At 74.0% G+C, this 14,123-nt stretch carries 12 protein-coding genes; 7 read left to right on the forward strand and 5 right to left on the reverse strand.

Annotated features, from left to right (window positions below; all coding sequences use genetic code 11):
• Positions 1-6 precede the first annotated feature (6 nt).
• On the reverse strand, positions 7-1,299 hold the full coding sequence (locus tag ACWIYF_RS27090) for an acetyl-CoA C-acetyltransferase (RefSeq protein ID WP_448625925.1): 1,293 nt from the start codon (positions 1,297-1,299) through the stop codon (positions 7-9).
• Positions 1,300-1,373: 74 nt separating this feature from the next.
• Between ACWIYF_RS27090 and ACWIYF_RS27095 the strand changes: the two genes are divergently transcribed.
• Both ACWIYF_RS27095 and ACWIYF_RS27100 read left to right on the forward strand, forming a co-directional pair.
• Positions 1,374-2,066 (forward strand): TetR family transcriptional regulator, encoded by a 693-nt coding sequence (locus ACWIYF_RS27095; protein WP_448625926.1) that lies wholly within the window; start codon positions 1,374-1,376, stop codon positions 2,064-2,066.
• Positions 2,063-4,093 carry an acyl-CoA dehydrogenase family protein gene (locus tag ACWIYF_RS27100; protein WP_448625927.1) on the forward strand — a complete coding sequence of 677 codons (2,031 nt, stop codon included), beginning with the start codon at positions 2,063-2,065 and terminating at the stop codon, positions 4,091-4,093. Before ACWIYF_RS27095 ends, ACWIYF_RS27100 begins: the two co-directional genes overlap by 4 nt.
• 87 nt (positions 4,094-4,180) lie before the next feature.
• On the opposite strand, the gene ACWIYF_RS27105 is transcribed toward ACWIYF_RS27100, so the two are convergent.
• Positions 4,181-5,731, reverse strand: coding sequence for an amidase (locus ACWIYF_RS27105; RefSeq protein WP_448625928.1), 1,551 nt, complete (start codon positions 5,729-5,731; stop codon positions 4,181-4,183).
• Between the two features lie 81 nt (positions 5,732-5,812).
• Positions 5,813-8,617 carry a SpoIIE family protein phosphatase gene (locus tag ACWIYF_RS27110; protein ID WP_448625929.1) on the reverse strand — a complete coding sequence of 935 codons (2,805 nt, stop codon included), beginning with the start codon at positions 8,615-8,617 and terminating at the stop codon, positions 5,813-5,815.
• A 183-nt stretch (positions 8,618-8,800) separates the two neighbouring features.
• Between ACWIYF_RS27110 and ACWIYF_RS27115 the strand changes: the two genes are divergently transcribed.
• Both ACWIYF_RS27115 and ACWIYF_RS27120 read left to right on the forward strand, forming a co-directional pair.
• Positions 8,801-9,895: an EAL domain-containing protein gene (locus ACWIYF_RS27115; protein ID WP_448625930.1), complete on the forward strand. Its 1,095-nt coding sequence runs from the start codon at positions 8,801-8,803 to the stop codon at positions 9,893-9,895.
• A gap of 73 nt (positions 9,896-9,968) precedes the next feature.
• Positions 9,969-10,136, forward strand: coding sequence for a DUF1059 domain-containing protein (locus tag ACWIYF_RS27120; RefSeq protein ID WP_448625931.1), 168 nt, complete (start codon positions 9,969-9,971; stop codon positions 10,134-10,136).
• A gap of 49 nt (positions 10,137-10,185) precedes the next feature.
• On the opposite strand, the gene ACWIYF_RS27125 is transcribed toward ACWIYF_RS27120, so the two are convergent.
• Entirely contained in the window at positions 10,186-11,109 is a 924-nt protein-coding gene (locus ACWIYF_RS27125; RefSeq protein ID WP_448625932.1) for an aldo/keto reductase, read from the reverse strand.
• Between the two features lie 116 nt (positions 11,110-11,225).
• Here ACWIYF_RS27125 and ACWIYF_RS27130 point away from each other — a divergent pair, with 116 nt between their 5' ends.
• Both ACWIYF_RS27130 and ACWIYF_RS27135 read left to right on the forward strand, forming a co-directional pair.
• A complete protein-coding gene (locus tag ACWIYF_RS27130; RefSeq protein WP_448625933.1) occupies positions 11,226-11,681 on the forward strand; it encodes an HU family DNA-binding protein in 456 nt (151 codons plus the stop codon).
• Positions 11,682-11,782: 101 nt separating this feature from the next.
• Complete coding sequence (locus ACWIYF_RS27135) at positions 11,783-13,039, forward strand: serine hydrolase domain-containing protein (RefSeq protein WP_448625934.1); 1,257 nt, start codon at positions 11,783-11,785, stop codon at positions 13,037-13,039.
• A 53-nt stretch (positions 13,040-13,092) separates the two neighbouring features.
• On the opposite strand, the gene ACWIYF_RS27140 is transcribed toward ACWIYF_RS27135, so the two are convergent.
• On the reverse strand, positions 13,093-13,218 hold the full coding sequence (locus ACWIYF_RS27140; RefSeq protein WP_448625935.1) for a hypothetical protein: 126 nt from the start codon (positions 13,216-13,218) through the stop codon (positions 13,093-13,095).
• Between the two features lie 29 nt (positions 13,219-13,247).
• Here ACWIYF_RS27140 and folP point away from each other — a divergent pair, with 29 nt between their 5' ends.
• On the forward strand, positions 13,248-14,108 hold the full coding sequence (gene folP, locus ACWIYF_RS27145; protein ID WP_448625936.1) for a dihydropteroate synthase: 861 nt from the start codon (positions 13,248-13,250) through the stop codon (positions 14,106-14,108).
• Positions 14,109-14,123: the final 15 nt, after the last annotated feature.

Below are 14,123 nucleotides of genomic sequence, written 5' to 3' on the forward strand. Positions count from 1 at the left end.
ACGGGGTCAGGACTCGAGGATGGCGACGACGCCCTGGCCGCCGGCGGCGCAGATGGAGATCAGGCCGCGCTTGCCCGGGCCCGCCTCGTGCAGCTGCTTGGCCAGCGACGCCACGATCCGGCCGCCGGTCGCCGCGAACGGGTGCCCGGCCGCCAGCGACGAGCCGTTGACGTTGAGCTTGGCGCGGTCGATGGAGCCCAGTGGCGCGTCGAGGCCGAGCTTGCCCTTGCAGAACTCCGGGTCCTCCCAGGCCTTGAGCGTGGCGAGGACGGTCGAGGCGAACGCCTCGTGGATCTCGTAGAAGTCGAAGTCCTGCAGGGTCAGGCCGTTGCGGGCCAGCAGCACCGGCACCGCGTAGACCGGCGCCATGAGCAGGCCCTCCCCGCCGTGCACGTAGTCGACGGCGGCGGTCTGCGCGTCGACGAGGTGCGCCAGGACCGGCAGCCCCTGCGCCGCGGCCCACTCGTCGGAGGCCAGCAGGACGGCGGAGGCGCCGTCGGACAGCGGTGTCGAGTTGCCCGCCGTCATCGTGGCCTCGGCCTCGGGCGGCAGGGCCCGGCCGAAGACGGGCTTCAGCGTGGCCAGCTTCTCCAGCGAGGAGTCCGGGCGCAGGTTCTGGTCGCGGGTGAGGCCGAGGTACGGGGTGACCAGGTCGTCGAAGAAGCCGCGGTCGTAGGCGGCGGCGAGGTTCTGGTGCGAGCGGACGGTCAGCTCGTCCTGCTCCGCGCGGCCGATCTCCCACGCGTGCGCGGTGAGCTGCGCGTGGTCGCCCATCGCCAGGCCGGTGCGCGGCTCGGCGTTGCGCGGGATCTCCGGCGCGAGCATCCCGGGCCGCAGCCCGGCCAGGGCCTTGAGCCGCTGCTGCACCGTCTTCGCGCTGTTCAGCGAGATGAGCACCCGCCGCAGGTCGTCGTTGACCGCGAGCGGGGCGTCGGAGGTGGTGTCGACGCCGCCGGCGATGCCCGACTCGATCTGCCCGAGGGCGATCTTGTTGGCGACCAGGATCGCCGCCTCCAGGCCGGTGCCGCACGCCTGCTGGACGTCGTAGGCCGGGGTGGTCGCCGACAGCCTGGAGCCGAGGACGCTCTCCCGCGTCAGGTTGAAGTCGCGCGCGTGCTTGAGGACGGCGCCGGCGACGACCTCACCGACCTGCTTGCCCTGCAGCCCGAACCGGGCGACCAGCCCGTCGAGCGTCGCGGTGAGCATGTCTTGGTTCGAGGCCTGCGCGTAGGCCGAGTTGGACCGGGCGAACGGGATGCGGTTCCCGCCGACGATCGCCGCCTTGCGAGTCGTAGCCATGGGGTCCTCCGAAGTCGTCGAATTGCTCGGTACCAACAGTATCAGGTACCGTTCGACACATGAAAGCTGAGTCGGTGAGACCTGCGTCGCAGGACAAGATCGCTCAGGACGAGGGCTCCCGCGAATCGGCACCGGCCGCTACCGCTCGCGATCGCCGCGACTCGAGATGGGACGAGCACCGGGCCCAGCGGCGCCGGGAACTGGTCGATGCGACCCTCGCCGCCGTCGGCAAGCACGGCTCGGCCGTGGGCATGGAGGAGATCGCGGCCGAGGCCGGGACGAGCAAGACCGTCGTCTACCGCCACTTCGCCGACCGCGCCGAGCTGCACGTCGCCGTCTGCAACCGGGTCGCCTCGCAGCTGCTGCCGAAGCTGCGCGAGGCCATCGAGGGAAGCGCGCAGCCCCGGCAGATGGTGGCCGCGGCGATCGAGACCTACCTGGCCTTCGTCGAGGCCGACCCCGAGCTCTACCGGTTCGTCGTCCACCCGCCCGACGGGGCCGGAGCGGCCGACCCGATCGGCAGCCTTTCCGACCTCGTCGGTGAGCAGGCAGCCGCCGCCGTGTCGGTCGCCCTGCAGCAGGCCGGTCGCGGCACCGAGGCCGCGGCGCCGTGGGGCCACGGCGTCGTCGGGCTGGTCCGCTCCGCCGCCGACTGGTGGCTCCGGGCCGACCGACCCATGCCCCGTGGCGAACTCGCCGCTCATCTGACGGATCTCGCCTGGGCCGGGCTCAGCGCGATCGGAAGCACCCCCCAGGAGGAGAAGTGACCTCGACCCTGCCGACGGCCGTGGACCCGGCGAGGATCCAGGAGGTCCTCGACGGGCGCTGGCGGCACGTGCGCCGCGACGCCCGGGAGCATCTCGGCGACCCCGAGTTCGCGCCGGTCTACGGCGAGACGATGCAGGAGGCGCGGGAGCGGATCACCCGGCTGGCCAAGAAGCTCGCCGAGAGCGGGCGCGTGGGCCTCGGCTTCCCCGAGGAGTACGGCGGTCAGGACGACGCCGGCGGTTCCGTCGCCTCGATCGAGATGCTGGCCTTCGGCGACCTGTCGCTGATGGTCAAGGCCGGCGTGCAGTGGGGGCTGTTCGGCGGCGCCGTCCAGCTGCTCGGCACGAAGCGGCACCACGAGGCGTACCTGCGCGACATCATGAGCTTCGACCTGCCCGGCTGCTTCGCGATGACCGAGACCGGGCACGGGTCCGACGTCCAGCAGCTGCGCACGACCTGCACCTACGACCCCGAGACGCAGACCTTCGACCTGCACACCCCCCACGAGGCGGCGCGCAAGGACTACATCGGCAACGCGGCCAAGGACGGCCGCATGGCCGTCGTCTTCGCCCAGCTGATCACCCGGGGGAGGAACCACGGCGTGCACGCCTGGCTGGTGCCGATCCGCGACGCCGACGGCAACCCCTGCCCGGGCGTCACCATCGGGGACGACGGCCCCAAGGCCGGACTGCTCGGCGTCGACAACGGCCGGCTGACCTTCGACCACGTGCCGGTCCCGCGGGAGATGCTGCTCGACCGGTACGGCCAGGTCGCCGAGGACGGCACCTACACCTCGAGCATCGAGAACGAGACCCGCCGCTTCTTCACGATGCTGGGCACCTTGGTGCGCGGGCGGGTCAGCGTCGGCGGCTCGGCCGGGTCGGCGACGAAGATGGCGCTGGACATCGCGGTCCGCTACGGCGACGTGCGCCGCCAGTTCGCCGCTCCCGGCAAGGACCGCGAGATCGTCGTCAACGACTACCTCGTGCACCAGCGCAAGCTGCTGCTGGCGCTGGCCACCTCCTACGCGCTGCACTTCGCGCAGGAAGAGCTGGTCGGCACGATGCACGACGTCCAGCACAAGACCCACGTGCTCGGCGAGGAGATCGACGAGGCCGGGCAGCGCGAGCTGGAGTCGCGGGCGGCCGGGCTGAAGGTGGCCAACACCTGGCACGCCACGCGCACGATCCAGCTGTGCCGCGAGGCGTGCGGCGGCGCCGGCTACCTGGCCGAGAACCGGCTGCCCGCTCTGAAGGCCGACACCGACGTCTTCACGACGTTCGAGGGCGACAACACGGTGCTCCTGCAGCTGGTCGCGAAGGGCCTGCTCACCGGATACCGGGACGCCTTCGGCTCGCTCGACGGCTGGGGCAAGGTGGGCTTCATCGCCGACATGGTCCGCGAGACGGTCCTGGAGCGGACGGCGGCCCGCAACCTCATCGCCCGCCTGGTCGACGCCGTCCCCGGCCGGGACGACGACGTCCCGATGCTCGACCGCGGCTGGCAGCTGAAGATGTTCGAGTTCCGCGAGAAGCACACCCTCGAGGGCGCGATCAAGCGGCTGCGCAGGAACGCGGCCACCGCCGGCATGGAACCCTTCGACATGTTCAACGACGTCCAGGACCACGTCCTGCGGACGGCGCAGACGCACATCGACCGCGTGATCCTGGAGGCGTTCGTCGCCGGCGTCGACCGCACCACCGACCCGGACGCGCGGGCCCTGCTCGACCGGCTCTGCGACCTCTACGCGCTGTGGACGATCGAGCAGGACAAGGGCTGGTTCCTCGAGCACGGCCGGCTCACCCCGACCCGCGCCAAGGTGCTGACGGCGACGGTGAACCAGCTGCTCAGGGAGCTGCGGCCGCACATGGTGACGCTGGTCGACGCGTTCGCCATCCCTGCCGCGTGGAAGGCCGCGCGGATCCTCGACGAGGAGGCCGGCCGGCAGGAGGCGATGGCCGCCCGCGACGCCGAGGTGCGCGCCCAGGCCACCGCGACCGAGATGGAGGTCGCCCCCGCCTCGTAGGGACCAGCTAGTTGACCATCGGCGAGTGGCTGCTCGACACGCCGCCAGCGGCAGCCACTCGCCGATGATCACGGCCGAGGGCGGCGGTCAGACGAGGGCGGGCTCGCGGGCGGGCGGGGCGGGGAAGCCGCCGACCAGCTGCTCGAACGCGTGCGCGACCGTGAGGCAGGTGGCGTCCTCGAAGCGCCGGCCGACCAGCATCATCCCGACCGGCAACCCCTCGGAGAGACCGGCCGGGACGCTGGTCGCCGGGTGCCCGCTCACGTCGAACGGCGCGCAGTTCACGATCATCTCCAGCGCGCGGGCGACCTGGATCTCCAGCGGGTCGTCGGGCGCCGGGATCTCCCGGGCCACCATCGGCACGGTCGGCAGCACGAGCAGGTCCACGTGGTTGAGCGCCTGGTCGTAGTGCTCGCGGACCTCGATCGCGAGGTTCTGGGCCATCGCGTAGTGCCGGCTGTGCAGCTGTTCGGTGGACCAGCGCCCGGCCATGGCGACGAGCTTCACCGTCGGCGACCAGCGGTCGGGCACCTCCCGCCGCTGCCGGCCGTAGTACTCCACCAGCTCGGGGTCGAAGAGGCCCTCGTAGTTGTGGCCGTAGCCCTCGCCGTTGATCATCTGGACCGAAGCGCCGGTCGTGGCGATCACGTTCCACACGTGCATCGCGTGCCGGTGCCACTCCAGGTCGACGTCGACGACCTCGATCCCGAGCTCGCCCAGCCGGCCGGCCGCCGCCCGCACGGTCTCGTCGACGCCCGGCTCGGAGAGCTCCGGGATGCCGAAACCCTGGGCCAGGACGCCGACCCGCAGGCCGGAGACGTCGCCGCCGAGCGCGGCCGCGTACTGCTGCGGCTCCAGGCCGGCCGGCTGGCGGGGGTCCAGTCCGTCGCGGCCGGCGATCACGTCCAGGACGGCGGCGGCGTCGGCGACGGTGCGGGTCATCGGGCCGAGGTGGTCGAGGGTCAGCTCGATGGGGAACGCGCCGGTGTAGGGCACCAGGCCGTGGGTGGGCTTGTGCCCGACGATGCCGCTGAACGCCGACGGCATGCGGATCGAGCCGCCCTGGTCCCCGCCGAGTGCGAAGTCGACCTCGCCCGCCGCGACCAGCGCGGCGCTGCCGCTGGAGCTGCCGCCGGTCGTCCGCGACGGGTCCCACGGGTTGCGCACCGGCCCGGTGCACGAGGTGTGGCTGCCCCCGGAGAAGCAGAGGTCCTCGCAGACGGCCTTGCCCGCGATCGTCGCCCCGGCGCCGAGCAGCCGGCTCACGACCGTGGCGTCCCGGGCGGGGACGAAGCCCTCGAGGGTGTCCGAGCCGTTCATCATCGGGACGCCGGCGACCTCGACGTTGTCCTTGATCGCGACGGTGCGGCCGGCCAGCGGGCCGTGGTCGGCGCCGCGGATCTCGGTGCGCACGTACCAGGCGCCGAGCGGGTTGTCCGCGGCGTCGGGCCGGCTGCTGGGGCGGTCGGTGCGGGGCTGCGGCGCGATGCCGGAATACAGCTCCTCGACCGCGTCGTAGGAGTCGAACGCTCCGGCGACCATCAGCGCGTAGGTGTCGAGCTCCGCGTCGCTCGGCTGCATTCCGTAGGAGCGGGCGAGTGCGGCGACGTCGTCCCTGTCGGGGCGGGAAACGGCCATGACGACTCCCTGGGCGAGACCGGTGGCGGCCACGCTAGTGAGCCGCGGCCGCCCCTGTCACCGCCCCCGGGCGGCGATGGATCAGCCGCGCACCGGCGGCGACGGCTCGATGCCCGGCGGCACCTCCTGCGGGCCGGCCTCCGGCGGCCGCAGCCGGTCCTGCGGGTGCAGGCGCACGGCCAGGACGGCGACGTCGTCCTCGGCGTCGGGCAGGAACAGCCGGGCGAGCACCCGGTCGCACATCTCGGCCAGCGGCAGCCCGGCGCAGCCGCGCAGCACCTCGACCAGCTCCGCCGTCCCCGCGTCGATGTCGCGGTCCCGTCGCTCGACCAGCCCGTCGGTGTAGAGCAGCACGGTCGACCCGCGGGACACCTCGACCACGCGGTCGGTGCGGCTGGTGTCCGGGGCCACCCCCAGGAGCAGGTCCGCCCGGCCGTCGTCGAGCACCCGGACGTCGCCGTCGGCGCCGAGCACGAGCGGCGGCGGGTGGCCGGCGTTGGCCCAGCGCAGCCACGTCGTCCCCGCCGGCCCGTCCTGCTCCATGCGGGCGACCAGGCAGGTGGCCATCGTGTCCAGCGCCAGGCCACGGACGGCGCGGTCGAGCTGGGTCAGCGTCTCGGCCGGCGACGAGCCGCTGGTGTAGCTGATCCCGCGCAGCAGGCCGCGGACCTGGCCCATCGCGGCGGCCGCCCGGCTGTCGTGGCCGACGACGTCGCCGATGGCGAGCACGGTGGCCCCGTCGGACTGCAGGAACGCGTCGTACCAGTCGCCGCCGATCTCCGCGCCGGCGGCGGCCGGGACGTAGCGGACGACGATCTCGCTGTGGTCCGGCTCCGGCGGGGCGGTGAGCATGCTGCGCTGCAGGGTCTCCGCCAGCGCCCGCTGCTGGCCGTAGAGCCGGGCGTGGTGCAGCGCCAGGCCGGCCCGGCGGCCCACCTCGACGGCGGTGTCCACCTCGGCCTGCGACAGCGGGCCGCGCCGCGAGCCGGTGAACAGCCCCAGCGCACCCAGCGTCTGGCCGCGCGCGACCAGCGGGACGACCGCGCCCGCGGCCGCGCCGAGGCGCGCGAGGGCCTCCCGCGCCGCCGGGTCGGGCAGCGCCCGTTCCACCCGCGCGCAGTCGATCTCCGGCATGACCAGCGGCCGGCCCGTGCTCGTGACCACCCGGGCCGCCGCCTGGTCGGTCATCGAGGTCACCATCGACCGGACGTACTCCTCGAGCTCCCCCGCCCTGCGGGGGTCCCGGTGCGCGGAGGCCATGTCGTGCAGCCGGCCCTGGTCGTCGGTGACGACCAGCCAGCACCAGTCGCCCAGGGTCGGGACGACGAGGCCGGCCAGCTGCTCGATCTGCGCGGCGATGTCGAGGGTGCCCGAGAGCACCTGGCCGGCGTCGGCGAGCAGCTGCAGGTGCCGGTTGGCCTCGGCCATCGCGGCCACCGCCGCCGCCCGCTCGGCCGCCGCCTGCAGCCGGGAGACCGAGAGGGCGATCTGCGCGGCGAGCGCCTCCAGCACCTCGAGGTCGTCGCCGGCGAAGGGGTGCTCCGTCGCCCACACGACCACGAAGCTGCCGAGCACCCGGCCCTCCACCCGCAGCGGCAGCGCGGCCAGCGCGTGCACGCCCAGGACGGCGGTGATCTCCTCCATCCGCGGGAACTGCGCGCGGGCCTCCTGGGGGGTGGAGAGGAACACCCGCCGGCCGTGGCGGGCGGCGTACTGGGTGGGCAGGGAGTCGTCGAGCTCGATCTCGATGCCGTTGGGCGGGAGTTCGACGTCGGCGCCGGTGCGGGCCGCGTCGACCAGCCAGTGCGTCAGGTGCAGCCGGAGGGGACCGCCGTCCGGGTCGAACACCGCCAGGGCGCTGGAGCTGGCGCCGAGCACCTGCGCGCCGCGCTGGGCGACGTCGGCCAGCTCCTCGATGCGGGTGGCGTTGGCCAGCGCCGCGGCGACCTCGGCGATCGCGGCCGCGCGCTGGACCGCCGTCAGCCGGCGCTCGGCCTGCTCCCGGGCGTCGGTGACGTCGACGACCGTGCCGAGGACGCGCACCGGCCGGCCGCTCGGGTCGACGACGACGCGGGCCCGCGAGACGGTCCACCGCACCGCTCCGTCGGTGCGCAGCACCCGGCACTCGACGAGGAACGTCCCCCGCTCGGCGAGGGCCGTCTGCATCTCGGCCTGGACGGCGGCGTGGTCCTCCGGGTGGATGTGGCTCATCAGCTGGTCGAGCGACTCCAGCTCGACCGCGCCGTCGAAGCCGAAGATGCCCGCGCAGCGCTCGTCCCAGAAGACGGTGCCCGTGCGCAGGTCGCGCTCCCAGATGCCGACCGAGCCGGCCTCCAGCGCCACGTCCAGCCGGGCCGACGTCGCCCCGACCGCCGACTGCGCGGCGGAGAGCTCGAGCTCGGCGACCACCGAGGCCGACAGCTGCTCCAGCAGCCGGGCGGCGTCGTCGGTCCAGGTCCGCGGGACCGGGTCGTAGACCGCGAGGACGCCGACGACGTGCCCCGAGGCGGCGACCAGCGGGGCGCCGAGATAGGCCTGCACCTGACCGGAGGTGACGGCGGGCAGGTGCGCGACGCGCTCGTCCTCCTGCGCCGCGGGGATGTTCATCGGGGCGCCCTGGCGAACGACGATCTCGGAGAGGGCGCCGGTGAGCAGCGCCGGACCGCCGATGACGCCGGCCGGCAGGCCGTAGCCGCCGATGACCGTGTCCTGGTCGGTGAACAGGGTGACCTTGGCGTGGCCGGCGCCCACCAGCCGGGCGGCGAGGGCGGAGAGCCGGTCGAACGCGGCCGGGCCGGGCACCTCCACCAGCAGCCGGCGGGCGCTGGCGATGCGGTGCGCGTCCCGCAGGACGTCGGAGGTCGAGGGGGCAGGCAGCGCCGACACGCGTCGTCTCCCCTCGGACTCGCGGATGGGCGCGGTGCTGGCCCGGATCGCCGTCCATGCTGTCATGCGCGCCGGCCGGAACGGCATCGTGCCGCAGAGTGACGCCGCGCCGCGTCACCCGGGAGGGTGAGACGCCGTCCCGCCGCAGTTCACGAGCGCGGGCCCGGGGCCGATGCCCTCCCCATGCCGGGGACCCGTGTGCTCGCCCTGCCGGACTGCCGGCCGCTGCTGGCGACCCCCGACGACCTGACCCTCGCCTTCCAGCCCATCGTCGATCTCGCCGGCGCCACCGTGGCCGGGTACGAGGCGCTCGCCCGCTTCCCCGGCACCGCCGGCCCGGACGTCTGGTTCCGCGCGGCCGCGGAGGCGGGGCTCGGTGCCGAGCTCGAGGCGCTGGCGATCCACAAGGCCCTGGCCGCCGTCCCGGACCTGCCCGACAACACCTTCCTGACCGTCAACGTCAGCCCGCACCTGCTCGGCACCGACCCGGTGCAGGACGCGCTGGCCACCCGCCGCGATCTGCACCGCGTCGTCGTCGAGCTGACCGAGCACACGCCGGTCGACGACCTGGCCGCGCTCAAGCGGCAGACGGCGGAGCTGCGCGAGCGCGGCGCCCTCATCGCCCTGGACGACGCCGGCTCCGGCTACTCGGGGCTCCAGCAGATGGCCGAGCTGCGCCCGCAGGTGGTCAAGCTCGACCGGGCGCTGGTGACCGACGCCGACAGCGACCCGGTCCGCGTGGCCCTGGCCGAGATGGTCGGCGAGTTCGCCGGCCGGATCGACGCCTGGCTGCTGGCCGAGGGCCTGGAGACCGCCGGCGAGCTGGCCGCCTTCATGCGCCTGGGCGTGCCGCTGGGCCAGGGCTGGGTGCTCGGCCGGCCGGCGCCGGGGTTCGCCCCGCTCGCGCCCGAGGTGGTCCGGCTGGTCAAGGCGCAGGCCGCCCGCGCCCAGCTGACCGAGAGCGTGGCCAGCCTGCTGCGCCCCGTGCGCCAGGTCGAGTCCGGCGGGGACGGCGCCGAGCCGCCGCCGGCCGTCCTGGTCGGACCGCTCGGTGAGCCCACCGCCCTGCTGCTGCGCGACCTGCGGACGGCGGAGGTCTACCTGGCGCCGGTGTCGCTGCGGGTGCACCCGTCGGCCGACATCGCCGAGACCCTGCAGCGGGCGCTCACCCGGCCGCCGGCGCAGCGCTTCGACCCGGTGCTGTGCACCGACCCGACCGGCGCCGTCCTCGGCCTGCTGCGCGTCGAGGACCTCGCCTCGGCCCGGCACGCGAAGTAGGGCGGGCCGGGAGACCGACACAGACCCCGACCGCCCGACCGGGCGGCTCGGCCCCGTGACAAGGAGTCCCCAAATGAAGACCTTCGCCTGCGGCGACGTCATCCCCGGGTGCAACGCCCGGTTCTCGGCCGCCGACGAGAGCGGCATCCTCGCGCAGGTCGCGGGCCACGCCGCCGCCGACCACGGCGTCCACGACGTCACCCCGGAGCTGGTGCAGGCCGTCCGCGACCGCATCGCGTGAGGGTGCGGAGGAGATCTGTGCGCGTGACGCGCACGGATCTCCTCCGCGACTACGCCGAGGCGTCGGTCAGCAGGGCGCCCTCGTCGTCGGTGAGGACGAGGTCCTGCATCGGCAGCAGGTCGGCCAGCTGCTCCACATTGCGGGCGCTGGCGATCGGCGCCACCACCGTCGGCTGGTCGGCCAGCCAGCGCAGCGCCACCGCGGCGCCGGTCACGCCGTGCGCCCCGGCCACCCGGTCCAGCGCGGCCAGCACCCGGTCGCCCTTCTCCCCCACGTACTTCGACGCGCCCTCCGCGCGCGGTGAGTCGATCCGCTCCCCGGCGCGGTACTTGCCGGTGAGGAAGCCGCGGGCGAGCCCGTAGTACGGGAAGCTGCCCAGCCCGTACCGGGCGACGACGTCGCGCAGCCCGTCCTCGTAGACCGGCCGCTCCATCAGGTTGTAATGCGGCTGCAGCGCCACGTAACGCGTGACCCCGAGCCGCTCCGAGGTCTCCATCGCCTCGCCCAGCCGGGCCGCCGAGTAGTTCGACGCCGCGACGTAGCGCACCTTTCCGCTGGTCACGAGCTCGTCGAAGGCGGTCAGCGTCTCCTCGAGCGGCGTCGTCTCGTCGTCGCGGTGCGCGTAGTAGACGTCGATGACGTCGGTCTGCAGGTTGCGCAGGGACCGCTCGGCCGCCGTCCGGATCTCCGCCGCCGACAGCGGGTGCTCCTTGTCCAGCTTCGAGGCCTTCGTGGCGACGACGACGCGGTCGCGGACGCCGCGCTCGGCCATCCACGCGCCGAGGATCTGCTCCGAGCGGCCGTTGCCGTAGCTCTCCGCGGTGTCCACGAACGGCCGCAGCGTGCCGGGCGTCCCGTCGAGGTAGCGGTCGAGGACGGCGTAGGACGTCGGCTGGTCCGCCGTCCAGCCGAAGACGTTCGCACCCAGGCACAGGTCGCTGACGTCCAGATCGGTCCCGGGGATCACAGGCACCCTCCCACGCTAGGACGGCGACCCGAGGGCGCCCGCGCCGGGGCCTCGCAAGGGAGCGAAACGCCTGTGACATCAGGGATTTCCCGAGGTCCGGGCTGGCGAGACCCCCGGTCGGCATGGCAGCGTGCCCCCGGTCCGACCTTGCTGCCGAGGTCGGACCGCATCCGGGCGGTCCGCGAGATCCCGCGGGCCCGGGGGAACTCCCTGCCGGCGCTGTCGCGTCCAGGGAAGGGGCCGGTCCCGCGCCGCGCCCGGAAGCCAGCTGTCACACCGACGAGAGGAACCCTGTGAACAAGAGCGAACTGGTCTCTGCCATCGCCAAGCGCGCCGACGTCCCGGCCTCGACCGTGAACTCGGTCCTCGACGGCCTGCAGGACGAGCTCGTCGAGGCGATCACCCGCGGCGAGAAGGTCGCCGTCTCCGGCCTCCTGACCGTGGAGCGCACGCAGCGCTCCGCGCGGACCGGCCGCAACCCGCAGACGGGTGAGTCGATCGACATCCCGGCCGCCAACACGGTCAAGGTCACCGCGGGCTCGAACCTGAAGAAGGCCGCCAGCAACGTCCCGGTCTGATCGACCGGCGCCTGCCCCTGTGTCCCTCGCCACGTCGCGTGGGTGAGGATGCGGGGGCAGGCGTCGTCCGACGGGGGACGGCGCGCGACGCGGAGGTGCACGTGGCAGCCGAGCTGAAGGTGGACATCGATCCCGCGGAGGTCGGCCTCGACCCCGACCGCCTGGACCGGCTGGACCGGCGGTTGTCCCGCTACGTCGACGAGGGGCTGCTCCCCGGCTTCCTCGTCACCGTCGCCCGGCACGGCCGGCTGGCCCACGTCGGGATCGGCGGGCAGCGGCACGTCGAGGACGGCCTGCCGGTGGAGACCACCACCCGCTGGCGGATCTACTCGATGACCAAGGCGATCACCTCGGTGGCCGCGATGATGCTCTACGAGGAGGGCGCGTTCCTCCTGACCGACCCGATCACCCAGTGGCTGCCCGAGTACGCCGACACCCGGGTCTACGTCGCCGGCTCCGCGCAGCGGCCGGTCACCGAGCCGCAGACCGAGCCGATCCGGGTCTGGCACCTGCTCAGCCACACCTCGGGGCTGACCTACGGCTTCCACCACGCGCACGCGGTCGACGAGATGTACCGGACCGCGGGGCACGAGTGGTGGGTGCCGGAGGGGTTCGACCTGGCGGCCTGCTCCGAGCAGTGGGCCTCGATGCCGCTGCTGTTCCAGCCCGGCAGCGAGTGGAACTACGGCGTCTCCACCGACGTCCTGGGCCGGCTGGTCGAGGTCGTGTCCGGGCAGTCGCTGGACGAGTTCTTCGAGCAGCGGATCTTCGCCCCGCTCGGCATGACCGACACGAGCTTCGGGCTGCGGGAGGACGACGACCCGGCGTCCCTGGCCCGGCTCTACGCGCCGGTCCGGGAGAACCCGCTCGGCCCGCCGGTCGGCATCCAGCCGCTGGACGCGCTCGGCGCGCTCGCCCTGGCCAAGCCGCACTTCCTCTCCGGCGGCGGCGGGCTGGTCTCGACCGCGGCGGACTACCTGCGCTTCGTCGAGATGCTGCGCCGCCGCGGCGAGCACGACGGCGGCCGGCTGCTCGGGCCGCGCACCGTCGACCACATGACCCGCAACCACCTGCCGGGCAACGCCGACCTGGAGACCTTCGGGCGGCCGCTGTTCGCCGAGACGCCGCTGCGCGGGGTCGGTTTCGGCCTCGGCTTCGCGACCGTGATCGACCAGGCCCGCTACGGCGTGGTCTCCAGCCTCGGTGAGTACAACTGGGGCGGCGCGGCGTCGACGGCGTTCTGGGTGGACCCGGTCGAGGACCTGACCGTGACCTTCTACACGCAGCTCATGCCGTCGTCCACGCTGCCGGTCCGCACCTACCTGCGCGCCCTCGTCTACCAGGCCCTGGTCGACTGAAGACAGTGGTTTTTCGGGCCGAAGCGCCGCGCTTCGGCCCGAAAAATCACCCTTCACAGGTAACGGCGGGAGACCGTCGTCGCCACGCAGGCGGGCTTGCTGGAGCCCTCGACGCCCTCGAGCGGGGTCTGAGCCATCTGCGCTGTCCCCTCCGGCACGGTCTGGTTGGCTGACTCCACCACACGGTCGTCGGCGGAGGTGGGCGGGCTTGCTCCGGGTCGGTGCGCTGGACGTGCCAGACGGCGCGTTCGTGCTGATGGCGATCGTGAACCGGACACCCGACTCGTTCTACGACCGCGGCGCCACCTATGCCATGGCCGCGGCCCTCGAGCGGGTCGACCGGGTGGTGGCCGAGGGCGCCGACATGGTGGACGTCGGCGGCGTGAAGGCGGCCCCCGGCGAGGAGGTGGACGCCGCCGAGGAGATCCGCCGGACCGTCGACCTGGTCGCCGCGATCCGCGCCGCCCACCCGGCGCTGCCGATCTCGATCGACACCTGGCGGGCGGAGGTGGCGAAGGAGGCACTGGCCGCGGGCGCGGACGTCGTCAACGACGCCTGGGGCGGCGTGGACCCGCAGCTGGCGCACGTCGCCGCCGCGGCCGGCGCGGGGATCGTGTGCACGCACGCCGGCGGGCTGCCGCCGCGCACCCGCCCGCACCGCATCACCTACGACGACGTCGTGGCCGACATCGTCGCCCGGACGACGGCGCTGGCGACGGCGGCCGTCGCGGCGGGCGTCGCGCGGGACCGGGTGATGATCGACCCGGGCCACGACTTCGGGAAGAACACCCGCCACTCGCTGGAGGCCACCCGCCGGCTCGGCGAGCTGGTCGGCACCGGGTGGCCGGTGCTCGTGGCGCTGTCCAACAAGGACTTCGTCGGCGAGACCCTGGACGTCGCGCTCGAGGAGCGGCTGACCGGGACCCTGGCGACCACCGCGGTCAGCGCCTGGCTGGGCGCCCGCGTGTTCCGCGCGCACGACGTCGCCCCGACCCGGCAGACCCTCGACATGGTCGCGTCCGTCCAGGGCGCCCGGCCGCCGGCGCGCACCACCCGAGGCCTCGCCTGAGCGGCCGGCCGCCGA

This window comes from Geodermatophilus sp. URMC 64 (assembly GCF_053502555.1).